Annotated in this window: 29 protein-coding genes; 27 read left to right on the forward strand and 2 right to left on the reverse strand. The window is 44.9% G+C overall.

All coding sequences use genetic code 11. The features are described 5' to 3' along the window. Positions 1 to 6: 6 nt before the first annotated feature. The 16 genes from MHI37_RS14255 (at position 7) to coaD (ending at position 13,385) form a co-directional block, all read left to right on the forward strand. Complete coding sequence (locus MHI37_RS14255; RefSeq protein ID WP_076335293.1) at positions 7 to 1,179, forward strand: tail fiber protein; 1,173 nt, start codon at positions 7 to 9, stop codon at positions 1,177 to 1,179. A gap of 18 nt (positions 1,180 to 1,197) precedes the next feature. Further along, positions 1,198 to 2,649: a hypothetical protein gene (locus MHI37_RS14260; RefSeq protein ID WP_076335292.1), complete on the forward strand. Its 1,452-nt coding sequence runs from the start codon at positions 1,198 to 1,200 to the stop codon at positions 2,647 to 2,649. Positions 2,650 to 2,885: 236 nt separating this feature from the next. Beyond that, positions 2,886 to 4,112: an acyltransferase gene (locus MHI37_RS14265; RefSeq protein WP_076335291.1), complete on the forward strand. Its 1,227-nt coding sequence runs from the start codon at positions 2,886 to 2,888 to the stop codon at positions 4,110 to 4,112. Between the two features lie 208 nt (positions 4,113 to 4,320). After that, positions 4,321 to 6,429 carry a phage tail protein gene (locus MHI37_RS14270; RefSeq protein ID WP_076335290.1) on the forward strand — a complete coding sequence of 703 codons (2,109 nt, stop codon included), beginning with the start codon at positions 4,321 to 4,323 and terminating at the stop codon, positions 6,427 to 6,429. A 39-nt stretch (positions 6,430 to 6,468) separates the two neighbouring features. Next, positions 6,469 to 6,927, forward strand: coding sequence for a hypothetical protein (locus MHI37_RS14275; RefSeq protein WP_076335289.1), 459 nt, complete (start codon positions 6,469 to 6,471; stop codon positions 6,925 to 6,927). Positions 6,928 to 7,010: 83 nt separating this feature from the next. Further along, positions 7,011 to 7,220, forward strand: coding sequence for a hypothetical protein (locus tag MHI37_RS14280; protein ID WP_076335288.1), 210 nt, complete (start codon positions 7,011 to 7,013; stop codon positions 7,218 to 7,220). Positions 7,221 to 7,277: 57 nt separating this feature from the next. Then, positions 7,278 to 7,574, forward strand: coding sequence for a hemolysin XhlA (locus tag MHI37_RS14285; protein WP_144023606.1), 297 nt, complete (start codon positions 7,278 to 7,280; stop codon positions 7,572 to 7,574). Between the two features lie 12 nt (positions 7,575 to 7,586). Continuing rightward, the gene (locus MHI37_RS14290) at positions 7,587 to 7,823 is read left to right on the forward strand and encodes a hypothetical protein (protein ID WP_076335287.1); all 237 of its coding nucleotides are present in this window, start codon (positions 7,587 to 7,589) and stop codon (positions 7,821 to 7,823) included. Further along, positions 7,816 to 8,577, forward strand: coding sequence for an N-acetylmuramoyl-L-alanine amidase (locus MHI37_RS14295; protein ID WP_076335286.1), 762 nt, complete (start codon positions 7,816 to 7,818; stop codon positions 8,575 to 8,577). Before MHI37_RS14290 ends, MHI37_RS14295 begins: the two co-directional genes overlap by 8 nt. Positions 8,578 to 8,619: 42 nt before the next feature. Continuing rightward, positions 8,620 to 9,615, forward strand: coding sequence for a hypothetical protein (locus tag MHI37_RS14300; protein WP_076335285.1), 996 nt, complete (start codon positions 8,620 to 8,622; stop codon positions 9,613 to 9,615). Continuing rightward, the gene (locus tag MHI37_RS14305) at positions 9,609 to 9,899 is read left to right on the forward strand and encodes an STAS-like domain-containing protein (protein WP_076335284.1); all 291 of its coding nucleotides are present in this window, start codon (positions 9,609 to 9,611) and stop codon (positions 9,897 to 9,899) included. The genes MHI37_RS14300 and MHI37_RS14305 overlap by 7 nt, the downstream gene beginning before the upstream one ends. A gap of 195 nt (positions 9,900 to 10,094) precedes the next feature. Then, on the forward strand, positions 10,095 to 10,292 hold the full coding sequence (locus MHI37_RS14310) for a hypothetical protein (RefSeq protein WP_076335283.1): 198 nt from the start codon (positions 10,095 to 10,097) through the stop codon (positions 10,290 to 10,292). Further along, the gene (locus tag MHI37_RS14315; RefSeq protein ID WP_076335282.1) at positions 10,282 to 11,547 is read left to right on the forward strand and encodes a DNA polymerase IV; all 1,266 of its coding nucleotides are present in this window, start codon (positions 10,282 to 10,284) and stop codon (positions 11,545 to 11,547) included. The genes MHI37_RS14310 and MHI37_RS14315 overlap by 11 nt, the downstream gene beginning before the upstream one ends. A gap of 44 nt (positions 11,548 to 11,591) precedes the next feature. Next, on the forward strand, positions 11,592 to 11,891 hold the full coding sequence (locus MHI37_RS14320; protein ID WP_076335465.1) for a YolD-like family protein: 300 nt from the start codon (positions 11,592 to 11,594) through the stop codon (positions 11,889 to 11,891). A 398-nt stretch (positions 11,892 to 12,289) separates the two neighbouring features. Next, the gene (gene rsmD, locus MHI37_RS14325; RefSeq protein WP_076335281.1) at positions 12,290 to 12,883 is read left to right on the forward strand and encodes a 16S rRNA (guanine(966)-N(2))-methyltransferase RsmD; all 594 of its coding nucleotides are present in this window, start codon (positions 12,290 to 12,292) and stop codon (positions 12,881 to 12,883) included. Beyond that, positions 12,870 to 13,385: a pantetheine-phosphate adenylyltransferase gene (gene coaD, locus MHI37_RS14330; RefSeq protein ID WP_076335280.1), complete on the forward strand. Its 516-nt coding sequence runs from the start codon at positions 12,870 to 12,872 to the stop codon at positions 13,383 to 13,385. The genes rsmD and coaD overlap by 14 nt, the downstream gene beginning before the upstream one ends. Before the next feature lie 24 nt (positions 13,386 to 13,409). Here coaD and MHI37_RS14335 read toward each other — a convergent pair whose 3' ends face one another. Then, complete coding sequence (locus MHI37_RS14335; RefSeq protein WP_076335279.1) at positions 13,410 to 14,630, reverse strand: nucleoside recognition domain-containing protein; 1,221 nt, start codon at positions 14,628 to 14,630, stop codon at positions 13,410 to 13,412. 206 nt (positions 14,631 to 14,836) lie between these two features. Between MHI37_RS14335 and MHI37_RS14340 the strand changes: the two genes are divergently transcribed. Beyond that, positions 14,837 to 15,892, forward strand: a complete 1,056-nt coding sequence (locus MHI37_RS14340) for a S16 family serine protease (RefSeq protein ID WP_076335278.1) — start codon at positions 14,837 to 14,839, stop codon at positions 15,890 to 15,892. 10 nt (positions 15,893 to 15,902) lie between these two features. Here the strand turns inward: MHI37_RS14340 and MHI37_RS14345 are convergent, their stop codons facing one another. Beyond that, positions 15,903 to 17,150, reverse strand: a complete 1,248-nt coding sequence (locus tag MHI37_RS14345; protein WP_076335277.1) for a nucleotidyltransferase — start codon at positions 17,148 to 17,150, stop codon at positions 15,903 to 15,905. A gap of 160 nt (positions 17,151 to 17,310) precedes the next feature. On the opposite strand from MHI37_RS14345, the gene MHI37_RS14350 reads away from it, so the two are divergent. The 10 genes from MHI37_RS14350 (at position 17,311) to rnc (ending at position 25,102) form a co-directional block, all read left to right on the forward strand. Continuing rightward, complete coding sequence (locus MHI37_RS14350) at positions 17,311 to 17,832, forward strand: DUF177 domain-containing protein (RefSeq protein WP_076335276.1); 522 nt, start codon at positions 17,311 to 17,313, stop codon at positions 17,830 to 17,832. Positions 17,833 to 17,868: 36 nt separating this feature from the next. Then, positions 17,869 to 18,042, forward strand: a complete 174-nt coding sequence (gene rpmF, locus MHI37_RS14355; RefSeq protein WP_006036546.1) for a 50S ribosomal protein L32 — start codon at positions 17,869 to 17,871, stop codon at positions 18,040 to 18,042. A 239-nt stretch (positions 18,043 to 18,281) separates the two neighbouring features. After that, positions 18,282 to 18,878, forward strand: coding sequence for a transcription factor FapR (gene fapR, locus MHI37_RS14360; protein ID WP_076335275.1), 597 nt, complete (start codon positions 18,282 to 18,284; stop codon positions 18,876 to 18,878). Beyond that, complete coding sequence (gene plsX, locus MHI37_RS14365; protein WP_076335274.1) at positions 18,862 to 19,851, forward strand: phosphate acyltransferase PlsX; 990 nt, start codon at positions 18,862 to 18,864, stop codon at positions 19,849 to 19,851. Before fapR ends, plsX begins: the two co-directional genes overlap by 17 nt. Positions 19,852 to 19,860: 9 nt before the next feature. Continuing rightward, the gene (locus MHI37_RS14370; RefSeq protein ID WP_076335273.1) at positions 19,861 to 20,847 is read left to right on the forward strand and encodes a beta-ketoacyl-ACP synthase III; all 987 of its coding nucleotides are present in this window, start codon (positions 19,861 to 19,863) and stop codon (positions 20,845 to 20,847) included. A 22-nt stretch (positions 20,848 to 20,869) separates the two neighbouring features. After that, entirely contained in the window at positions 20,870 to 21,799 is a 930-nt protein-coding gene (gene fabD / locus MHI37_RS14375) for an ACP S-malonyltransferase (protein ID WP_076335272.1), read from the forward strand. Between the two features lie 23 nt (positions 21,800 to 21,822). Next, positions 21,823 to 22,572, forward strand: coding sequence for a 3-oxoacyl-[acyl-carrier-protein] reductase (fabG, locus tag MHI37_RS14380; RefSeq protein WP_076335271.1), 750 nt, complete (start codon positions 21,823 to 21,825; stop codon positions 22,570 to 22,572). Between the two features lie 91 nt (positions 22,573 to 22,663). Then, positions 22,664 to 22,897: an acyl carrier protein gene (locus MHI37_RS14385; RefSeq protein ID WP_053375686.1), complete on the forward strand. Its 234-nt coding sequence runs from the start codon at positions 22,664 to 22,666 to the stop codon at positions 22,895 to 22,897. A gap of 269 nt (positions 22,898 to 23,166) precedes the next feature. Then, complete coding sequence (gene fabF, locus MHI37_RS14390) at positions 23,167 to 24,408, forward strand: beta-ketoacyl-ACP synthase II (RefSeq protein WP_076335464.1); 1,242 nt, start codon at positions 23,167 to 23,169, stop codon at positions 24,406 to 24,408. Continuing rightward, positions 24,398 to 25,102: a ribonuclease III gene (rnc, locus tag MHI37_RS14395; protein ID WP_076335270.1), complete on the forward strand. Its 705-nt coding sequence runs from the start codon at positions 24,398 to 24,400 to the stop codon at positions 25,100 to 25,102. Before fabF ends, rnc begins: the two co-directional genes overlap by 11 nt. Positions 25,103 to 25,191: the final 89 nt, after the last annotated feature.

Raw genomic sequence — 25,191 nt, forward strand, 5'->3', positions numbered from 1 at the left:
AACGGTATGGCAACTAAAAATATACAGGTAAGATATAAAAACGGAGAAATCTGGGATGATCTTTATCCAAAAACGAAAGCGGAATTAGTTGAAGGGCTGACTCCACTCTTAGATAGCAAAGTAGATACGGTTGTAGGTAAAGGGCTCTCTTCAGAAGATTTTACCGCTGCTGAAAAGATTAAGCTGATTAACATAGCGCCTAATGCTAATAACTATGCTCACCCAACAGGCGCAGGAAATAATCATATTCCTACCGGCGGTGCAGTTGGTAACTTTTTAAAAAATAGTGCGTCAGGCACAGCTACATGGTCTGCCCTTGCAGCAACTGATATCCCAACTTTAGCATTGGCAAAAATATCGGATGCGGGTACGGCGGCAAGCAAAAATACAGGCACAGCATCAGGTAACATCCCTATATTAGACGCTAACGGCAAATTGGATGTTGGGACGCTACCGGCTATTGCGATAACAGATACATTTGTGGTAACTACACAAGCAGCTATGTTGGCATTGACAGTCGAGGTGGGAGATGTTGCAGTACGTACTGATTTAAGCAAATCTTTCATTCTAAAAACGAGTCCCGCAACGGTGCTAGCTAACTGGCAAGAGTTGCTTAACCCGACATCTCCAGTGCAAAGCGTTGCGGGAAAGACCGGTGCAGTTACACTTGTAAAAGGTGATGTAGGACTTGGAAATGTTGAAAACTACGCTATTGCTACACAGGCTGAAGCCGAGGCGGGTACAGTTACAAATAAATACATGTCACCATTACAAACCAAGCAAGCGATCATTAAGTTGACTGCTGATCTTGGCGGTGGCGACATGCTCAAGTCTGTTTACGACACTAATAATAACGGTAGGGTTGATAACGCCGATGCTGCTGACAGTGTGCCTTGGGCAGGCATTACCAGCAAACCTGCCACATTTGCACCTTCCACGCATCAACATAACGCATCAGATATCGATGCAGGCACACTAGCTGCAGACAGATTGCCTGATGCAACGGGGAGTGTTAAGGGAGCAGTTATACTTAATAACACAACAATATCAACCAGTGCCACTCAGGCAGCGACGGCTAATGCAGTACGTTTAGCTGCAGAAATTGCAAACTCCAAAAGTCGGATTGCTGTCTCGGCAAGCGCGCCAACCGATGCAGATGTATGGTATCAAGAAATATAAGGAAAGAAGGAAAAACATATGGCTAAAAATGTATTGCAAAAGCACTGGAATGGTACAGCGTGGGTGGAACTGCACCCGATTACAAAAGCATCCAATGTAATTGGCAACAACGGGATTAGCGTTGAGACCCAGTTGGCGAATACTACGGCAAACCTTAACGCAACTGATCCACTACTAATGATGACGTATGACTTTTCAGGTCGTGTAGTGCATCCTGATGTTTACAAAGTTTATTCGAACTTCGGGAGGAATGGCGAGGAAACGGCAGCAACATATGCAGGATATACTTACTGGATGGTGGCGACACCGTTCCCTATGGCAAATGATAACTATGAAAATCCATCTTTATGGGTTTCTAATGATGGGGTCAACTGGGTTGTTCCACTTGGCTACACAAACCCTATCGTTGCACCTGTTGATGCTGCCGGAAGTGTTGTTCCATTCGTTAATACAGTAACATCCGGAGCGTTTAACTCTGACCCGGATTGGCTAATTGATCCAGACGATGACAGAGGCACATATATGAAGATGATTTATCGAGCAGGAAACACAGCAACCCTTACAAATAAAATAATGTACACCGAATCTGGTGATGGCGGTATCATTTGGTCCGCCCCTTATGAGTGCTACGTTGACAACGTAAACCACAACCTTTCACCTGCAATAGTGAGGTTAGGAGTGAATAGCTTTGAGATGTATTATGTCGAAACAACAATCACGGCATCTCTTGTTTATACTATAAAGAAACGAACCTCAAATAATATGAAATTATGGAGCGCACCGATTAATGTCAATATTCCAACGCTTCCAAGCGGACGGAGACCGTGGCATATTGATGCGATCAAAACTCATACCGGAGTGGAATTACTTCTCAACACGAACCCTGCCAGTGCTCATTCCCCTGATGCGCTGTTCATCCTTTCCTCCACTGATAGAGTGAATTTTATATTGGAGAACAACGGAAACCCAGTTGTAACGCCATCAGGAAGCGGTTGGGATGACTCTTATATCTACAGGGGAACTTTCACTAAGCGTAGCGATGGCTATTATCAGATTTGGTACAGCGCTATGGATCATGATGGGAACTACAGGATCGGCTACATCGATGGTGATTTTAGGTTTGGTTTCAATCTAGAAAAGGGGAACAAAAATTCCATTAAACCTTTTCAAAGGTTCTTTTTCAACCAAGGAGACTTGCAAGAGGGTTTCCAGAGTACGGCTCATGTCATTCCCGATACAGATTTAACGTTTTTGGGCGAAATCAACTCACTTTCTGGTAAGCGTAGGATTAAATTAGTAGAAGAAGTATTTGTGCTAGGTGATTTGAACGTAACTGGTGGAGCTTATAATACGGGGCATTTTACGTTGGGCGCTTATCACTTTTGGGTAGATTCTACAGGGAAATTACGAATTAAAAACGGCGTACCTACAACGGATACTGATGGTATTGTGGTAGGGTCTCAAACTTAATTTAGGTTGCAAATACGCAGTAAACTTGAGGGCTCCGTAAGCGGGGCCTGGTTTATGTATTACAAATATAAATTGGATATCACCGTTTGAAACTATGCTGAAATTGTAAATAAATGCAACCAAGCCAGAATGACTACAAATATTAGGGACTATTTTGTGGAAATTCAATTGGCATTTAACCTATATACATCTATAATGAACTAAGTTTCATAGATATAATTTCATGGAGGATAATCATGTCAAGAAAGCTAGTCGGTATATCTGTTGAAGCTAATAGTAAAGCGTCCCGATGTTTAGACTTCCTACGATTTTTTGCGGCTCTAACTGTATTGCTGCAACATATGGCTCCTGTATTTGGTGTAGGAGGGCCTCCACAAGAAACAGGTAATGTGGTTGTGGATCTTCTCAAGCACGGTTTATATGAATGGTCATTAAGCGGATTTAAGTTTGTTATGTTATTTTTCGTACTAAGTGGTTTTCTTGTGTCGTCCAGCGTTCTTAGAACGATAGAAAACAATAGTTGGTCGTGGCGCGTGTATCTAACGAATCGATTAACTCGTTTATGGATTGTTTTAATACCCGCTTTACTAATTACTGCCGCAGGGAAATTTTTAGAGTATCAATTCTTTGGTCTTGGAGACGGCACTCCGAGCGACGAGAGATGGACCACTTTCTTAGGTAATATGTTTTTTTTACAAGGTATTGACGGTTTTCCTATATTTGGACATAATGGCCCATTATGGAGTCTATCTTATGAGTTTTGGTACTATATACTATTTCCTTGCATTGTTCTTGCTATAAAGTCACCAAAACGGATAACAAAACTACTATACGCAGCCGTAACCTTAATCATCATGTGGTTTTTGGGTAGTAGTATTGTGAGTTTGTTTTTAGTTTGGTTGCTCGGTTCCCTTCTAGTTTTTATGCGAGCCATTCGGTTTAAATCTCTTATTATTGGTGCATCATTACTAGTACTTTCAATTACACTAAATATTGTAATGATTAATAGTAATGTATTTAACTACTTTCTTGAGTTAGGAGCACGCGCGCCATTTAACTACGTTCTAGCAGGAGCGAACCTTCAAATACCTGGGCTTCTTCCTGATATGATGGTCGGTATCTCGTTTTCCATCACAATCTATCTCATTATGTGTTTATTCAATCAAAAGCCTACTAAGGTGTCACGTTGGTATTTATCCAGCACATTAGCTGGATTTTCTTATACCTTGTATCTTGTTCATTACCCAGTATTGGATTTTTTCTATCAATTGAAGATATCGAAGTGGTGGCACTTACCGCAACCAGACTTTTATAATTGGTTTGCAGTGGTCAGTGTGATCTTCATGATATTCGCATGGCTTATTTCAATACTCACCGAAGCTAAAACGAATAAGGTGAGAAAGTTCGTGATAGGTATGTTGAACACGAAACGACTAAGCGATAAAAAAACACTTGAAGGTTAAGAAAAAACCGGATCGCTTGGGATATGTGACTACCCGTTTTGCCATGGTGCCATTTAGAAAATATGTTCCAATTAAGGACCATACTGTGCAGCATACACATCAAAAAGAAGAGTGGGGAACGGCATATAAGGTTTGTCATGCAATAATAAAATACTCTTGATTGGGCTCCGCATAAGCGGGGCCTATTTTAATGCAAGGAGGTGATGAAATGCTTAAGGTATTCGATAAAAATTTGGTTCCCGAAGGAGTGTTGCCGAATGCCATTGACGTGCAGCGTACTCGCCGCTTAAACAGCGACTATGAACTATCCTTCACCCTGCCGATGATTAGCGATGATTATGACAAAATACAGATTAAAGGCCACGTTCAAGACGAGCGTGGTCAGTATTATGTCATTAACGATCGATCACGGAAGCGGGACGGACAGAAGAGGCTTGTACAGTTTGATTGCATGCATGTCATGTTCAAACTTTCAGACATCAAGTTCCCTTATGCAGCTTACATGGATGAAGGATTTGGAATCAACATTGTCACGTTGCTGAACACCATATCAGCGGCAACAGGCGGCAAGTTTACTTTTTCGCTTGATGACGATTTTGATTTGAAAGACGTAAAGGATTTTGGACAAGGCAACTGTCTGCAGGCACTCAACAAAGTGATTGAGATTTATGGCTGCGAGATTGAACCGGACAACTTCGTTATCCATATCAAAAAGCAAATCGGTATGGATCGCGGACTGCAATATCGTTTCCAAAAGAATATCATCAATGTTAATTTCAAAGACAGTTCCAGAACGCTTGCAACGCGGATGTTTGCTCAAATGAAAGATGGACGGACATTTATAGGTTTAGCTGCTTCAAACCTCACAGTAGAAGAGTACGCCTTATTAAATGCGGTGCCTGGTGCAATTGTAGATGGAGAAATTAGAGTTAACTATCTCATATCTCCCTATGTCGGCTACTGGTCGAATTCGACAAACACGTATTTTGACAACGAAACGATCAATCAGGATATTGAAGATCCTATAGAGCTGCTGATCGCTACTCGAAAAGCACTGAGAGAAAATGAAGTGCCAGCTCTTGATGTTACGATTAGCGCAGCAGACCTACACAAGATCGATGATGAGGAGCCTGAGATTTATTTAGGTGATACGGTCGCTATGTATGATGCAGGTATGCAGATAAACGGAATCACAGCACGAGCCATGGAAGTTGTGGAATACCCATATGAAAAGAATAAGCATCCAGATGTAAAGCTGGCCAACTACTTTTTGCGGGACTATATGGACATCATTGCAGACTTGGACAAGTCCAAGCAGATTGTTGATAACATCATAAGCGGGGGCAAAGTACGGACAGCAGTCTTCGAGGCTTTTGCAGCTCAAGCGGTCTACGACATCAATAACAGTAAGTCGGAGATCATTTATGACGATCGCGGCATCATACTACGTAGTAAGGTGATTTCTAATGATCAAGTGGTGCTATCTTCCAAAGGCTTATATATTACACGTGATGGTGGACTTACAGCTGATGCAGCACTAACAGCAGCAGGACTCGTAGCTGAAAAGGTAATAGGTAAGCTGGGTAATTTCATCGAAATCGAAATAGGTGTAGGTAATAATGTTTTTAAGGCAAATCAAAGCGGTATCCATTTAGGACATCAAGACTTTGGCAGCTCACCATTCCGAGTCAACATGGCTGGAGAGTTGCTTGCGAGTATGGCGACTATAGCTGGTGAGATCCATGCTACAAGCGGATCATTTTCTGGGAATATATCTGCATACGGTACAATCACAGGCGGGACGCTTACAGGTGCAAAGATACAAACCAAGCCTGCAGGTGTATATCCGAGGATTGAGTTGAACTCTGAAGGTGATTTGTTGAGAGCCTACTACAACGCCAATAACTATGTTAATTTTATGCCGATCATGGACAGTGGGCCTGCAGTGGAGTTTATGAATAATGGATTGAGATCTGGAGCGGTATACGGTTCAAGCGCTAACGATTTAATTATAAGCGGAAGTCAGAGGGATTTGGAAGTAATCGCATGGAATGATCTTGTTTTAAGAGCTATAATAGGTCGCATAAAAATCGATGGATGGGATAGATTGCATAGCCAAAGCGCAAACCGGACATTACAAGAAGAATTGAACGGAAAAGCTAATGTGGGCGCAACAACATCAAATCATGTTCAACCTAATCATAATCATGGAATTCCTGACGGTACTCGTCTTGCAGTTGTAAACACTAGTGGCGATGTAATAGGATCGTACATTTGGTCGGCGAGCGGAGGGTTTACCCACTATCATGTAATCTAGTACAATGGTTTAAATACCACATACTGGAGGGTGATAGTTTTGAAAAAGTTATACTATGTTTTATTTGGAATAATAATCGGGGTTGTTTTAAGCATTGGGTCGAGTGCTTACGCTGCTGAGCTGTCAAGTCTAATTGGGAAGAAGATTCAAAGCGAGTGGTCAGTTACTCTTAACGGGAAAAATCTTGGCACAGCATTAATTGTTGACGGAAAAAGTTATGCTCCCGTTCGTGTAATTGGTGAGGCAGCAGGGTTTGATGTTACTTTTTCAGATAAGAATGTAATACTTAAATCAGTAGAGAAGGGCGATGTTCCTATGGCACTTGCAGATGTTGAAACAGCTATAGAGTATAGAAAATCAGAAATAAAATCATTAACCAGTTTTAAACAATCAGTATTTGATATCGAGGATAAAAGAAAAATAATTGAGGATAAGATTGCTGTATTGGAAGCTGAAATTATTGAGTTGGAAAAACAAAAGGCAGACCTTTTGAAGTAATGGTATCTATATTCAGTTAAATAGTATTTCGAAAGCCCTCGATAGCCTTCGAGGGCTATTTCATTTTTAAGGAGCTGTTACGAATGGCGGAAATTAAGAAAAAGCTAGAATTAGTTGTTGATATTGACAATCCGGTGGAGGAAATAAAGGAATGTGTTGTTGCCATCTCTATGTTTCATGGTCCACAGCAGCTGGATGTTTTAAAGGAAATTGAACTATGGCTTGGTAAGACGATCGGAGATGCAGAGGCTAGACAATTAAATACCGAGCAAGAAACCCAAGGGCCTGCATAGTCAGGTCCTTTTTATATAGATAGATAAATAGAAAGAGAACGTTTGGAGGGGCTCAGAATGCCAGGCATAACAGGTAATGATATTCAAGTGTTATCAGAAATTCGTGAGAGAATGGTTCGCGTTGAAACAAAGATGGATGCAATGATTGAGACAAAAGAAACGGCTTCGGCAGCTGCAAAGGAGGCAGCTGAAGCCCTCCTAAGCGCCAAGTCTGCCCATCATCGCATAGATGATCTTAATAGGCGTGTTGATGACGTCAAATCGACAAATAAATGGGCTATCGGGATTACACTGACCACACTTGGTTTATTTTTTACAGCAATCGGGTTTCTGTGGAAGTTGATCGAAAGATAAGGGGATGAAGAAATGAACGAAACAGATATTTTACAGTTAGCCGCGCTGGTAGCTGCCTATGTCGGTGTGGTAAGAGGATTTGGTTTAAAAGATAAATGGACACACTTGGCCGCGCTGATCATAGCTGCGGTTTTTGTTTTGTCCCCGGAAATTGTTCGGGAGAAGATCGCGCTTATATCAATCGTAGGTCTTACAGCTAGCGGAGCATACAACTATGTTAAAAAGCAAGGAGGTAGCAAAGATGTCTGAGTTAATAGCATTATGTGATGGACACGGCATGGAGACGGCGGGGAAGCGGACGCCGATGTTTTCTGACGGAACATTCATGCGCGAAAACGAATTCAACCGTGCAGTTGTCGCTCTGCTCGATGTACATTTAAAACGCTGCGGCTTCCGCACGCTGATAGTTGCACCAACGGACATTGATACGCCTCTCCGCACGCGAACATCCCTCGCTAATAACGCCAAGGCGGATTTATATATTAGTGTTCATGCAAACGCAGTAGGGGCTGTTGGTTGGAATACAGTACGCGGAATTGAGACGTTTCATTTTCCAGGTAGTGTAAAAGGCAAGAAGGCAGCTGAAATCATTCATCGTCATTTAATAGCCGGCTCGCCTATGCCTAACCGTGGAGTCAAGGAAGCTGACTTTCAAGTTCTTCGAGAGACGGTAATGCCTGCAGTTTTGATCGAGTGTGAATTTATGACTAATCTCGAAGGGGCTAAGCTGTTACTGTCTACAGCTTACAGATCGGAATGCGCAGAAGAGCTAGCAAGAGGTATTTGCGAGCTGTATGACAGGCAGTTTATATCTGTAGTTGAGCCGGTTAAGATACCTATAAAAATCGAGGAGGTGAAATCGAAAATGAAACCAGAGGACGCAAATAAGATCATCTCTTTTTTGAGCGCTTCGTATGCGATTGCGCAAGATAAAGCGAGCAGAGACGAAAACCGACGATTGGCAAATGTGCTGCGGACTGCAAGCGGACAGCCTACACAATAAAAACAAAGCCTACTGTCCCAATCGGACGGTGGGCAGATTTTTTTGTTTCCAGATGTGATAATTAATGGTAGAGTATTTGGAAAAAGAATAAGGGGCGAACTAGAGTTGCATACGATTGCTATCCCTGGCCGTTTGGATATTGATGATGTGTCTTTTTTCTTTCAAAAAACATTGCTTGATTTAGATGAAGTAAAACCAAATAAGATTTGTTTTGACTTCAGTAATATTAAGTTCATTAAACCTGCAGGCGTTGTTACTCTTTGGAATATGGTGGATTATATAGAAAAACAGTACCCAGCTGCAATTTTTTATAGAATCCCTAACGATTATAAAGCAAACCCTCGAAAATATTTAGCGATAGATTATCTAGACGATAGTCTTTTTTTTGAGAAGGTTATGGGAGAAAAACAACATCCATTCTCTCAAGAAAGAGCAACAACAAATGGATTAGAAAAATTAAAAATTGGGTATTATAATATAAACTATATAAATAAAACGATTTCTTGGTTAAAGACAAATGTACATCTGAGAAAAAAATCATTCGGAACTCTAGAGACAGCGTTAGGTGAAGTGTTTAATAATATTAATGATCATTCAAAATCCCCTATAGGCGGGTGCGCTTTTGCGCAGCACTATCCGAGAAATAAAGAGATAAATTTTTGTGTCGCTGACAGTGGTTGGGGGATACCAACTAGAATGCGAACAAAATTCACCACTAATCATCGCGGCGAAGTATTTAAGAATGATTCGGACACAATGCTGTACGCAACTAGAGCTAAAGTCACAACAGAAACAAAGCCTTCCAATAGAGGAATGGGGTTTGATAATCTATTGGCCATCATGGAAAATAATAAGGGTTCCATGATTATACTATCCAATAAAGGAAAATTAACGTATGATTATAATCATAATGAACTTCGTGTTCCTAATAAAATCCGACTGTATGAGGATGATTACTCGTACAATGGAACGCTAATCATGCTGAACTTTAAAACCGATACATTAGATATTGAAGAGGAGGAGGATTTCGAATGGTAGTGGTCGTACAAGATATTGTCCAAGGATGCCATACAAATCAAGATGGTGATGTTGTTTATAATGAGATTTATCAAACAATAATTGATGGCCAGACTGTAACTGTATCATTTAAGGGTGTTAGCTCAGTAACCTCTTCATTTTTAAATTCTGCTTTTATCCCTCTGTTGGATCGTTCGGATCTTGATCACGTTAAAAGAAATTTAAAGTTTGTAGACTCAAACAAATCCATTAACGAAATGATAATAAGACGTTTTAAACAAGAAGAAGATACGATCCGTGCTTGAATAACGAAATTAATTCTAAAGCCCACTGGCCCATTAGGTCAGTGGGCTTATTCGTGTATTACGCAATAATAAATATTCAAATTCACAAGCGTTTGGGATTTTAGTAATGAACCTTGTAAGTATTTAAAATTTCCCTTGAATAGAACGTATGTTTGTATTAAAATGAGAACAAACATTCGCATTGGAGTGATGGTCATGATTCAAGATTATATTGGCCGTACCGTTCAAATCATATATAACGACCGAAATCGCAAGATATCTATTCGAACCATTCAGGTTCGCGCTGTACGAGATGGTAAAGTTAAAGCTTTTTGTTATACAGCTAATGCCCCTCGTATATTTAATATCGTTAACATCATTGACGTTGAGCCGGTGAAAAGCAATGTCTCGTGAAAAAGTAATCATGCTTGCGGATTGTCAGTCTTTTTATGCATCAGTCGAGAAAATGGAACACCCTGAGTATAAAGATTTGCCGCTAGTCGTTGCGGGCGACCCAGAAAGGCGATCCGGTATTATTTTAGCTGCGTGTCCTATCGCTAAAGAATACGGCGTAACGACCGCAGAGAGGATTGGAGACGCTCTAGCCAAATGCCCAAACTTAATTATCGTTAAACCGAGGATGCAACTTTATATTGATATCTCTATGGTGATAACACGTATTTACGAGTCCTACACTGATCTAGTAGAACCATATTCAATTGATGAGCAGTTTTTGGATGTAACCGGATCTTTACATCTCTACGGATCGCCAGAGGAGATGGCTCATCTCATACAAAAACGAGTTCAGCTTGAAACGGGAATCTACACAAGGTTTGGGATTGCTGCGAACAAGATATTGGCAAAGACCGCATGTGACAATTATGCTAAAAAAAATGAATCTGGCAAGTTTACACTATCGCCGGCCAATATCGCGGAGACACTTTGGACATTGCCGATCGATAAGATGTTTATGGTCGGAAGCCGCATGACACGTCATTTTAACGCGATGGGCTTGGATACGATTGGCAAGCTAGCTGCAACGCCACTCGAGAAGTTTAAACTTATGATGCGGCGTAAAATGGGCAAACAATCCGATATAAGCGCTGAATTGTATTGGCGTATTGCTAATGGACTCGACGATAGTCCGGTGACGCCAGGCACACATCAAGTAGCTCCTAAAACTGTTGGGCACATGATGACACTTCCGCGTGATTATCGAAAGCTGGATGAAATAAAAGTAGTGCTCCTTGAATTGGCAGAGCTCGTGTGCCAGCGCTGCCGAGGAAAAGGGTATATGGGGTATGTGGTAACAGTCGGCTTGATGGGAGCAGACTATGATAATTCATCCGGTTTCAATCGACAAATGAAGATGGATGATCCTTCAAACGTTACAAATCAGGTTTATCGAGCTGCGGTTCAATTAGTGTCGAAACACTGGGAAGGTCATCCGGTTAGGAAAGTTGGTGTTAGTTTATCAAAACTATTGCCAGACGATCAGTATCAAACGTCATTGTTTGATCTCGATCGCGAAAAAAATATGGCGCTCGAGAAAGCGACCGATGCCCTAAAGCGTAAGTACGGGGACACCATTATTTTAAGGGCTGCATCCGTGTCTCCTGCGGGGCAAGCGCTGCACCGTGCTGAGAAGATCGGAGGTCATTACAAGTGAGCAAAAAGCTTGAGGGTAATGGTTTGTGGGAGTCCAGTCGCATGATGCTGCCGGAGCATAAAGAAGCAATAATAAAAAAAAGGGCGGTTATTGGTGTGGCGAGAATGAGGGGCCCGAAACGACCAACACGCGATGAGTTTGAATTAGAGGAGCTAGGAGGGCGTCTGGCAGAAGCTCATCAAGAAGAAACAGAACTGCGGCTTATTGTGTGGAACCAGGAGGAGTCGGTGAAAGGGAAGATCATCACTATTGACTCACGTACAAAGTTAGTGCACCTCCAATATAACGGAGAGGTAACTAAAGTGCCGTTTATAGATATAATGAAAGTGGAGAACTCACAATGAGTTCTCCACATTTTTAATTAGAACGACAAATGAACGACAATTATATATTTTACAACAATTAATTAGAAGAGAAAGTTCTAAAACTCCGCTATTTATAAGGCTTTTAAACAACAAATCGGAGCCCTATCACTAGGGCTCCTATTCATGGGAGAGGAGAAACCGGACGAAGAGCTTATGGGGAAACGTAAGTCTTCTCCGCGGTTGTCTACGACATCTTGCGACGCCGATAAATACATTTTGTCCGGATAATTGGAAAATATACATGATACATCCTTGGAATTTTAAGGAGTATTTTTTGTAAGTGAAATTACTGCCTATTTATCGACAGGCTTCTACTTTATTATGAAAGGGTTTCTATGGTACGATAGGCGGGAATGAGATAGAAGGGGGCAATTGCAGTGAGAGTCATTGCAGGCGAGGCCAAGGGCCGCACGCTGAAGGCTGTGCCTGGCATGAACACGAGACCGACAACGGATAAGGTAAAGGAAGCTGTTTTTAGCATGATCGGACCTTACTTTGACGGTGGAATGGCACTGGACCTGTTCGCAGGTACGGGAGGATTAGGCATTGAGGCTTGGAGCAGAGGTATTGAAAAAACAGTTTTTATTGATCGTGAGAAAATAAGCGTTGACACGATTAAACAAAATGTACAAACGGTGAATATGGGCAGCGCCGCTGAGATTTATAGGAATGATGCAGAGCGTGCATTGAAAGCGCTAGCGAAGCGGGGACAGAGGTTCCGGCTTGTTTTTCTTGATCCGCCATACAAAATGATTTCGATGGATAGTCTGATGGCTCAGCTCGTGGAAAATCAACTGCTTGAGCAGGATGCAATTATAGTAGTAGAGCATGACGCAGCCCACTTATATCCGGAGCAGCTGGAGCATTTTGAACAGTTGAAGCATTCTAAATACGGAGATATCGCCGTGTCCATTTACCACTATTACAATTCAGTCAGCCACGACGGGGGAGAAACCGATGTCCATGAATAAAAAAGAGCGAGTAGCCGTATATCCAGGTACCTTTGATCCAGTTACCTATGGTCATCTGGACATTATCCGCAGGTCAGCGAAACAATTTGATCGGCTCATTGTAGCTGTTTTGAATAATTCAAGTAAAAATCCGCTGTTCAGTGTAGAGGAGCGTAAAGTGCTTCTGACAGAAGTGACCAAGGATATTCCAAATGTGGAGATCGACAGTTTCCGAGATCTGCTCGTCCGCTTCATGAAATCTCGTCAGGCAAATGTCATTATTAGGGGGATACGTTCGGTTACCGATTTTGAATATGAGCTTCAGCTCGCATCAACGAATCATTTGCTTGATGCTGAAATCGATACGATGTTTATGATGACTAACCCGAAATACTCGTATTTAAGCTCTAGCATCGTTAAGGAAATTGCTCAATTTCATGGTGCTGTGCACGAGCTTGTGCCGCCGCTAGTAGAGACTCAATTGCGTGAGAAATATAAGCCGAAGACAGATAAGAACGATTAATAGGACATCATTCTCTATAACTAGCTAAAGCTCTCTACCAGCTCTTCGATAAGGGAGCAGCATTAAGGACAAACCAACTCCCAACAGCACGAGTATTGCACAGGTAGACAAGGAATACTGCCATAATACGGGTAAATCATTTGCTTTATAGGAAAATGCAGCGTACGTGCCTAGTGTTTCTTCGATGGATTCGTAGGCAGCGAGTGTCGGTGCAGCTCCTGGCGCAAGCAAGGGGCGCAGCAGCGTTGTAATGGGCTTCCACAGCAGGATCATAAATAGTGAAGCATGAAGAGCATGGACAATTCTCCACATGATGAACGGAAGCAGCTTAAGATCCGTACCTGTAATGGAATAGCCGGCTTGCAAAATACCGCTGAGTCCGCTCCACGCAAGTACAGCAGCAATCGCTGCAGCATTGCCAAGGGTGCTCGTTCCTGGCCCATCCCATATGGACGCTGCATAAGCGCCCAGGTGACCCTCGAATAAGGCTTGGCTGATAAAGCCTAGGCCTGTATTAGCAAGCAGCGGAGAGAGGAGCGGCTCTGATAGCTTGGCGAGCAAGGCTGCCAGAATCATGAAGCCGCCGATCATCATCAGCTTCTGAACGCTGGCAGAAACGGAATCGCCTAGCGCCTTGCCGAAGCTTCGTCCATCCTGCTCTCTGCCTAGGCGGAGCGCCTCTGCTGCTTGATTAAGGAAGCCGAGCTTCAGTGGAGCGATAGGAGAAATGGACTGCTGCTCTTTACGACTGAACGCAGCCGATAGCAGCATAATCCAGATGGCCGATAGCCAGACTGCTGCTGCTATAATGGCCCCAACAATCGGCTTATGGAGAAAGCCTGCACCAACAACGACAAGCATGAATAAAGGATTTGGCATATGCGCAAGGGCTAGCAATCGCTGGCCCTGTTTTTTGGATACAATGTTTCGTTTGCGCAAGGAGGCTGTTGCTTCAGCACCGCCCGGATACCCTCCCATCCAGCCGATCACGATCGTGAGTGCAGCTTCGCCCGGCAGCTTGAAAATACGACTCATGAGCGGCTGAAAGAGTGATCCAAGAGCGTGCGCTAGGCCAAATGCGGCGATTAGCTCGAATAATACGAGAAATGGCAGTAAACCAGGAAATACGATATTCCACCATACGGTCAATCCTTGCAGGGATGATTTGAAAGCAGCATCTGGTTGCAAAATGATGGAAACAACTAGCAGGATGGACAGGAACGCTAGCAGTACTGTTTTAGCCAATGCTACTCAACTCCTTAATTTCAAAGGGGAAATCATGAATTTAACTTGACCAGAGACAAGCGGTCGGTATGATGAATGGGACAATCCTATACGTTTATTAGTACGCGAGCGTGGTGTGGGTTATACCATATGGATATGGCATATAGTAATTAAGATGGTTTAAGAGATACACCGAGGAAAATGGAAGCTGGAATGGAGGCCTCCGAGTGCAAAAACAACGATCTGAAATACGTAGAGTCGTCCTATATGCGGTAGCTGCTGCGGTGATGATGTGGGTTTTATTGTATGCGCCAACCCCTTATATCGTTTATGAGCCTGGCATTGCTGTTCCAGTTAGGTCTATGGTCGCTATTGAAGAGGGAGATCAGCTTGGGTCTGGTGATTTTTTGCTTACGGCAGTCAAAATGATTGAGCCGAATTTTTTGCTTGCGATTCAGTCGATGTGGAATTCAAGCAGAGAGGTTCATCTCAAGCGGGATGTTCTCAGAGGCTACACGAAGGAGCAATATACAGCAAGAATGTCGGTCAATATGCTGGGCTCGCAAAATAATGCGATCGAAGCGGCATATCGCTATGCAGGCTTGCCATATGGGACGAAGACGGAAGGTATTATCGTATCTGACGTGCTTGCAAAAGGGCAAGAGGCTGCTCACTACTTTGAAGCCGGGGATCAGCTTCTTGGAATAAATGGAAGCTATAGGTTCAGCAGTGTGAAGGATATGCTGGAGACTCTTCGGAATAGCAGTAAGGGTGCGCCTATTGAATTTAATATTGAGCGGGGCAGCAGCAGTCTTAGCCTCGTGTATCCGGCTGATGCGATTTCTTCTCCTCTAACAGATGATGAGCTTCTGGAGGCGCTGGGAATTCAGAGCTTGACAGAGCTGAGGAGCATAGAGCCGGCGGATAGCAATAAGACGCTGCATATAGCAGCTGGTGAAATTGGCGGTCCATCGGCAGGACTTGTCTTCGCGCTTCAGTCTTTGGATCTATTGACGGAAGGTGATTTGTCCGGCGGTGAGCGAATTGCAGCGACGGGTACGTTAACGGCAGACGGAGTTGTCGGGCCGATCGGCGGTATGAAGCAAAAAATTATGATCGCCAGTCAAGAGGGGGCGCAGCTATTTCTAGTACCAGCAGAAAATTACAAGTCAGCCGTGGAAACCGTTAATTCGCTGAAGACAGAGATGGTTGTTGCTAGTGTCAGTACGCTGCAGGAAGCAATGGAACAGATAGAAGCATTTCGTGCAGCGTCCGTAAAATAGCGTTGAGCGATTATTCAATGGTAATAGGCTTGTCCGTGAAGTCACGGAACAACATCCTAGCTGATTCTAGGCCAGGAACTGCCAGACTGTAAAGGCTGCTCGCTTGGGTATCAAGCTCCAAGTATCGATAGGAATCAGGTGCTCTAGCGGCGCTAAGCAGCACTGGAAGCTTGGCGGTGCTTCGCATGCGGCGAAGTATTTGCTTCCCTTTTTCCGTAAAGCCTAGTACTCTTATATATTCAACGCCTGTTGCAAGCTTCTCTGAAGTGAAATCTGCTTTGTGATGCCCGAGTAGAATGGCGAGAAGAGCACGCTGCAGCTTTGTCCGCGTATATCTTTTGGTTTTCAAAGCTTCCAATAGATCATTGAATTGTGTTGATGCCAGCTTAGGCAGCGTTTTTTTTATGCGGTGTTCCAAGCCCTCTGTTATTTCATGCATGCCGGCAAGCTGAGCTGGAGAGCGTGTAACGATCGCATGCAGTAAAGCGCTTGTGAACGGCTCCCAGCTTATTGGACAGTGGCCGGCAAGCCATTCCTGCTGCAAAATGCGAAAGGTGGAGGCAGGCACAAAAGAGCGGACGGCTTCAAGTGAATGCTGCTCAAGCAGCAGCTTGCGAATGGCTGTCGCACTTGCGATTTGTTGATCGGTGACGGTTTCTTGGCTGTACTGTGCTTTCTCACGTGTGATGGTAAATGGTTCCATTTTTCCTTCAAGTCGTTTTAATGCGAGTAAATAATGCAGTGCTAGTGTATGATTAGGAAGTGCAAATGGAAAACTAGCAGCATCGTCAAATCCAAGATTCAACAAATAGGTCGAAATTGCACGGCTATATGCGTTTGGATAGCTGATGCCTGTTTGGAGCAGCTGCATGAGCAATGTTTTGAAGGCTGGAGGCTCCTTTGCGATGATTTCGGCAGCTAGGAGCAGCGGTGCGAGATCTCCGTTCTCTGTGCCGAAGCAGAAGCTGTCCACAACACCTGTCGCTTCAAGCAAGGAAACTGCGCCATAAGCAAACCATTCGGCTGGTTGCGTTGCATATGCCACTGGCAGCTCAATGACGAGATCGCAACCGCCCTCTAGCGCCATCCGGGTCCTTGCCCATTTATCGAGCAGGGCTGGCTCGCCGCGCTGCAGGAAATGGCCGCTCATAACGGCAACGACGGTGTCAGCCTCCGTTATTTTGCGCGATTGCTGCAAATGATACAAATGTCCGTTATGAAACGGGTTGTATTCGACAATGAGTCCGACTGTGCGCATAAGCTTAACCTCTCTTTAGTAAAATGTTGGTTGTTTCACTATAGCATAGAGCAGGTGTTCAATCACGATTTGCTAATAACATTAAGGAAAGCCTTGTGAAAATGTTGACAAAACAGTAGTCTGATAGATATAATAATCTTTGTTTGTTTGGGGTGATCTGATGCAGTTTCATATTCAAGAAACAATGTCCAAAGGCTTGAAAACGACAGTCGACGAAGAGTTGGATGTCAGTGACCTTTTTAAAGGACGCCAAGATGTTTATCGTACGGGACCACTCCGAGTATCGCTTCAGGTAGCCGGACATGAAAGCTTTATTGAGGTTGATGGCAGGCTATCCATTGATTTCGAGCTTGCGTGTGCGCGTTGTCTCGATCCGGTGAAGGATCATACGGTTATTCATTTCTCTGAAATGTTCAAGCTTCCCACGTCTGACGCGGATCGCAATGATGACATGGAAGAGGAAGAGAGTGATTTCATTGAGGTAGATGCGGAAAGACTGGATTTGAGGCCTTATGTGGAAGAAGCGCTTCAACTATTCATGCCTTTTGCTCCGCTTTGCAGCAATGACTGTAAGGGTCTCTGCCCGACATGTGGGCAGAACTTAAATGAGCACAAATGCGACTGCCCTACGGAAAAGATTGATATCCGTTTTGAAGCGCTGAAGGATCTATTTAAGGAATAGTCATGATTGATTGAATATTTGAAGGAGGTGTTAAATATGGCAGTACCTCAGCGTAGAACATCCAAGACTCGCCGTGATAAACGTCGTACGCATTTCAAACTTGCAGTACCGGGCATGGTGAAATGTGAGCAATGCGGAGAGCTTAAATTGGCTCATCACGTATGTAAAGTTTGTGGATATTACAAAACAAAAGAGATCATTTCCCAATAGTGGATTGATGTCGGGGATAGCACTTCATCACTTGATGAGGTGCTATTTTTTTTTGAATTTAAGTCATTTTTGTGATTTTCGACGATTCAATGCGCCTGATATTTGTATGCAACATTGCACTCGGTCGTATTTTTTTATATACTTAATTAGTACCAGGTGATAAGATCGAGCTTCAAAGCTATAGATCAAAGCAGGATGGTCTGACGATATGATCAAAGGTGGTGCCGAAAATCGAACGAATGCCCAAACGGCAGCGGCATCAGCAGCTTGCCCGATATATTGATGAAAATCCCTTTATAACGGATCGGGAGCTTACGCGACTGCTGAAGGTGAGCATCCAGACGATTCGGCTCGACCGCATGGAGCTAGCCATTCCAGAGCTTAGAGAACGGCTGAAGCTAATGGCTGAACGTTCCTACGATTCGGTTCGGTCATTGCCCTTGCACGAGGTCATTGGCGACATTGTCGATCTGGAGCTGGACAAGAGCGGGATATCTGTGTTTGAGATCAGGGAAGAGCATGTCTTCTCGAGAACCGGAATTGCACGCGGTCATCACGTATTTGCACAAGCGAATTCACTGGCAGTTGCTATTATAGATGATGAAATTGCACTTACTGTAACAGCAGATATCAGGTTCATTCGTCCCGTGAAGCTGGGAGAGAAATGTATTGCCAAAGCTTATGTTCGGTCGATCTCGGGCGAGCGCAGCAAGGCAAAGGTTGAGCTGTTTACATATGTTGGAGATGAAATGGTGTTCCAAGGGAACTTTGTAATTTTTCGGTCCGCAGGAGACACAGATACTGAGGGAGGCGACGAACATGCGGATCGCTATTGATGCGATGGGCGGAGATAACGCGCCTGCTTTAATTGTACAAGGGGCACTTGACGCAGCGGCGCAGTGGCCGGATACAGAGCTGCTGCTTGTCGGCGACACTGCTGTTATTGAAACGTTCATGAAAGGACAAAAGCCTGCCAATGTGACGATTTGTCACGCGGATGAGGTGATAGGTCCTGATGACGAGCCCGTGAAAGCAGTGCGCCGTAAAAAAGGAGCGTCTATGGTCGTAGCCGGACAGCTCGTGCGAGAGAAACAGGCGGATGCGATGCTGTCCGCTGGCAACACAGGCGCATTGATGGCCACAGGCCTTCTCGTAGTAGGAAGAATGGATGGCATTGAGCGCCCGGCGTTAGCGCCTATGATGCCTACGATGGATGATGTAGGGATTCTTACGCTGGATTTGGGAGCGAACATGGATGCTAAGCCAGAGCACTTGCTGCAATATGCGATTATGGGCAGCATCTATCGTTCAAAGGTTCATGGACTGGAGAAGCCGAGAGTCGGACTTTTGAATGTGGGTACAGAAGCGATGAAGGGGAATGAGATGTCTAAGGCGGCATTCGCTTTGCTAGAGCAAGCGCCGGTACATTTTATCGGGAATGTCGAGGCAAGGGATGTTTTGAATCGCAATTGTGATGTACTCGTATGTGACGGCTTCGCGGGCAATATTATGTTGAAAGCGATGGAAGGCGCAGCGGGCACGATATTCACTTCGCTGAAGGAAGCCTTTGGTGAAACCTTATTGACGAAGCTGGCAGCGGCGATCATGTTGCCTAAGCTGCGTACACTAAAGAAAAGAATGGACTACAAAGAGCACGGTGGCGCGCCATTGTTAGGACTTAACGGCCTTGTTGTCAAATGCCATGGTTCTTCGGATGCACTCGCTGTGAAGAACGCTGTAAGGCAAGCACGCAGCGCTATTCAAGGCCAGTTGATCGAAACGATAGCAGCAGAAATAAACGGGAAGTGAGTGTGTGAAATGGGTTTACATCCTGTAGGAATTATCGGAACGGGTAAATACGTGCCTGAACGTATTTTGACGAACAAAGAGCTTGAAGCAATGGTGGAGACAAATGATGAATGGATCGTAACGCGTACGGGCATTAAGGAACGCCGCCTTGCAGCAGCAGAAGAAGCGACCTCTGATCTTGCTTTGCATGCATCACGGAAAGCTATTGCTGCGGCAGGCTTGACTGCTGAGGACATCGACCTCATTATCGTTGCGACGATTACTCCGGATATGTTCTTTCCATCGACGGCTTGTCTTCTTCAAGATAAGCTGGGCGCGAAGAAGGCTGCGGCATTCGATTTGTCAGCTGCATGCTCAGGTTTTATTTATGGACTCGCGACGGGCTCGAGCATGATTGCAAGCGGCTTGTATAAGCATGTGCTTGTTGTTGGCGCAGAGACGCTGTCACGAATTACAGATTACACAGATCGCAATACTTGTATCCTCTTCGGTGACGGTGCAGGCGCAGTAGTGCTTGGACAGGTAGAAGAAGGTCGCGGCTTCCAAGCATTCAAGCTTGGAGCTGACGGAAGCGGCGGGGAATTGCTTAAAGTGAGCGGCGGAGGCTCCCGTATCCCTTCTTCGGAGGAGAGCGTTCAGACGAAGCAGCATTTTATCCATATGGCCGGCAACGATGTATTTAAATTTGCGGTAAGAATTATGGGTAGTGTTGCGGAAGAAGCGTTAGAGATGGCAGGCATTGCGAAGGAAGAAATTGATCTTCTCGTTCCGCATCAAGCGAATATACGAATTATTCAATCCGCTATGAACCGACTGAACTTGTCGGAGGATAAAGCGATGATCAACTTAGATAAATACGGCAATATGTCCTCCGCATCTATTCCGGTTGCACTAGCGGAATCAGTCGAGCAGGGTCGAGTGAGCGACGGTGATAAAATCGTTCTTGTCGGCTTTGGCGGCGGCTTGACTTGGGGCGCTTCAGTTCTAGTTTGGTAATCTTATTAATGGAGGAACCGCATTGAGTAAAACAGCATTTGTATTTCCTGGTCAAGGCGCACAGGTCGTTGGAATGGGGAAGGATGTTTACGACGCATTTGATCGTTCGCGCTCTATTGTTGAGCAAGCCGATGAAGCGCTGGGTTTTTCATTAAGCAGTATTATTTTCGAAGGACCTGATGAGGTGCTTAAGCAAACGGCGAACACCCAGCCTGCTTTGCTCACCGTTAGTGTCGCTTTTCTTGAAGCTTTAGCTGAATGCGGGTTGAAGCCTGATTTTGTTGCAGGTCACAGTCTGGGAGAATACAGTGCGCTTGTTGCTGCAGGTGTGCTCTCATTTGAGGACGCCGTTCGTACGGTACGCGCTCGCGGTCAATTTATGGAGCAAGCCGTTCCAAGCGGACAAGGTGCGATGGCGGCAGTGCTTGGCGCTGAGCGCGAGACGCTTGCCGCGCTTTGCGCAGCGATTACGTCGGAGGGCTCAGCAGTTGAGCTTGCTAATGTGAACTGCCCGGGACAAATTGTCGTATCCGGTACAGCAGCAGGCGTAGCAGCGGTCGTTGAACGAGGCAAGGAGGAGGCGGGCGCTAAGCGGGTCATTCCACTCGAAGTTAGCGGGCCGTTTCATTCATCGCTGATGAAGCCTGCCGCGGATAATTTGATGCTTACGCTTGCAGCTATTGAAATGAAGGATGCTGCTATTCCCGTTGTTGCCAATGTGACGGCAAAATCGGTTACAGCCGCCGCAGACATTCGGAGCTTGCTTGTGGAGCAGGTATATTCTCCTGTTCTGTGGGAAGACAGTGTTCGGTATCTAATCGAGCAAGGCGTAGATACATTTGTGGAGATTGGTTCAGGCACGGTGCTAGCCGGCTTGATCAAAAAAATCGATAAAAATCTACGTATCGTTTCGGTAAACAGCATCTCTGCGATAGAAGCGCTTAAGGGATAAGAATAATAGGGTGGAGGGATTCGATGTTTGCCAGCTTGGAAGGAAAGAAAGCACTCGTTACCGGAGCATCGCGTGGTATTGGCAGAGCGATTGCTGTCGCGCTCGCCGAAGCAGGAGCTGATGTTGCCATCAATTATTCAGGCAGCGAGGCAGCAGCTGCAGAAACTGCAGAGGCAGTAGAGGCGCTTGGCAGACGTGCAATCGTCATCAAAGCGAATGTTGGTAAAGTAGTCGAGTTTGACTCGATGGTTAAGGAAGTTATTGAGCAATTTGGCGCAATCGACATTTTGGTGAATAATGCAGGTATTACTAGAGATAATTTAATCATGCGCATGAAGGAAGACGAGTTCGACCAAGTCATTGAAACGAACCTTAAAGGTGTATTTAATGGCATTAAAGCGGTCACTCGCTCGATGATGAAGCAGCGTTATGGCCGCATTATTAACATTTCTTCCGTGGTTGGCGTTATCGGCAATCCAGGTCAGGCGAATTATGTTGCGGCTAAAGCGGGTGTCATTGGTCTTACTAAGGCTAGTGCGCGCGAGCTTGCTTCCAGGGGCATTACTGTTAACTGTGTTGCCCCTGGATTTATACAAACCGAGATGACAGACAAGCTTCCGGAAGAAATGCGTCAATCGTTGACTGGCCAAATTCCGCTTGCCCGTCTCGGTGATCCGAGTGACATCGCAAGCGCTGTTCGTTTTCTTGCTTCGGATGCCTCAGCCTATATGACTGGGCAGACGATTCATGTGGATGGCGGCATGTATATGTAACACTGATTAATTTGGCAATCTGGAATTAAAACGGTTACGTATGGCATTTTATCTTTAATTCTCGTATAATACCATGGAGGAGGTGAACCGGATGTCCGAAGTAGTAGATCGCGTAAAACGTATCGTCATCGACCGACTTGGCGTAGACGAAGCGGAAGTAACACTTGAAGCTTCATTTAAAGATGACCTCGGCGCTGACTCTCTTGATGTCGTTGAATTGGTCATGGAGCTAGAAGACGAGTTTGATATGGAAATTTCTGATGAAGATGCTGAGACAATCACCACTGTGGGAGAAGTTGTTAAATACATACAATCTCATACGTAAGAAGGACAGTCCCGTTTATAACAAACGGGACTTCTCTCCATCTAGTTGATTTTTTACTTAGACAAAGCTGAAAATTGTTGTTTAGTATACGCATAATATTTATACCTCCTTATATTTCGAGCGTAAAGGTTCAAACTGTCTATAAACGGTCTGGCTTGTATTTATCGAGAAATATAAGCAGGGTATACGCGTTGCAGTCATATCGACTTATATTTAACAAAGATGATGCAGCTTGCTCATCTATTTTGCTGGACATTGAGGTGAATCGAATGAAACAAAGAGTGGTTGTTACGGGTATGGGGGTTATTACCTCGCTCGGTTCCGATTTGGAGCAATTTTGGGGAAACCTGCTAGAAGGTAAATCAGGGGTATCGGTTGTTGAGGCGTTCGATTTTTCTGAATACCCGACCTATATTGCCGCAGAGATAAAAAACTTCAGTCCCGAGAATTACGGTTTAGATAAAAAAGAAGCGCGCAGAATGGATCGATTTGTACAGTTTGCAGCAGTCGCAAGCCAATTGGCGGTTAAAGATGCTGACTTGCAAATTGGTCAAAATGCGGATGCAGAGCGTGTGGGCGTTATGGTTGGCTCCGGCATCGGCGGACTTGGCACATGGGAGGACCAGCATAATATTTTGCTTGAGAAGGGTCCTAAGCGCGTTAGTCCATTCTTTATTCCGATGATGATCGCGAATATGGCTTCTGGACAAGTATCGATGCTGACTGGTGCGAAGGGTCCGAACAGTACAGCGGTCACCGCTTGTGCAACGGGTACTCATTCCATAGGCGACTCCTTCAAATTGATTCAACGCGGCGACGCCGACGTGATGATTGCTGGCGGTGCAGAGGCGACGATTAGACCAACGGGTATGGCTGGCTTTTGCTCGATGCGCGCGATGTCTGTTCGCAATGATGAGCCTGAGAAAGCAAGCCGTCCGTTTGATGTTGATCGTGATGGTTTTGTTATGGGTGAGGGCGCTGGCGTAATGGTGCTTGAATCATTAGAGCATGCGCAAGCACGCGGGGCGAAAATCTATTGCGAAGTTATTGGCTACGGCATGAGCGGTGATGCCCATCATATGACCGAGCCAGACCCGGACGGTGCTGCTCGCTGCATGGTGAAGGCGTTTAAGGATGCTGGAATTGAGCCATCCGAGATCGACTACATCAACGCACACGGCACATCTACTCCTGTCGGTGATCGTTCCGAGACCAAAGCGATTAAGAAAGCGCTCGGTGATCATGCCTACAAGGTAGCGGTAAGCTCGACAAAATCGATGACAGGTCATTTGCTCGGTGCTGCAGGTGGCGTTGAAGCTGTAATACTAGGCTTGACGCTCAAAAACGGCATCATTGCACCGACCATTAATTTAGAAAATCAAGATCCAGAGTGTGATCTGGATTATGTACCTAATAAACCGCGCGAAGCTAATGTAAAGATAGCATTATCCAATTCATTCGGCTTTGGCGGACACAACGCTTCGATTGTGATGAAAGTTTATGAAGCGTGATTCCTTCTATGAGCTGCAGCAGCGACTGCAGCTCAGCTTTAAGCGGACGAAGCTGCTGCGACAAGCCTTTACGCACACCTCATATGTGAACGAGCATAAACGCGGATCGGCTCAGGATAATGAGCGTCTTGAGTTTTTGGGTGACGCGGTGCTTCAACTGCTTGTGTCGGAATATTTGTTCTCCGCGTACCCGCAGCGCCCAGAGGGTGAGCTTACAAGAATGCGTGCTTCCATCGTTTGTGAGCCTTCCTTGGCACAATTCGCGGAACGGCTGGAGCTAGGCTCGCATGTGCTGCTTGGCCGCGGTGAAGAACAGCTTGGCGGTAGGCAGCGTCAGGCGCTGCTTGCAGATTTGTTCGAATCATTTGTTGGAGCGATCTTTCTAGATGCGGGTATTGAACAAACAAGAGCATTCCTAAATGAGCATATGTTCCCCTTTGTTGAGTCGAACGACTACGGCCTGCTGGTTAAGGATGCAAAGTCCAAGCTGCAGGAGCGTTCACAGCATCATGGGCTTGGGGCGGTTGAATACCGTATCATAGAAGAGCGCGGTCCTGCGCATGATCGTGAGTTTGTTGTTGAGGTTTATCTCGGTGAAGAGCGCTTTGGCGTTGGAAGCGGGAGAACGAAGAAGGAAGCGGAGCAGCGTGCTGCTGCTGAAGCATGGCGAACCCTATCGCAGGAGCAAGCCTAGTCAGCGAAGAGAGTGTCCAGAGCAGGTCATGCGATCTGATGGATGCTCTCTTTTTCTGTTAAAAGAAGGGTAAAGCGGATCGCTGAATA

The sequence above is a fragment of the Paenibacillus sp. FSL H8-0548 genome (assembly GCF_038630985.1).
Classification (GTDB): Bacteria; Bacillota; Bacilli; order Paenibacillales; family Paenibacillaceae; genus Pristimantibacillus.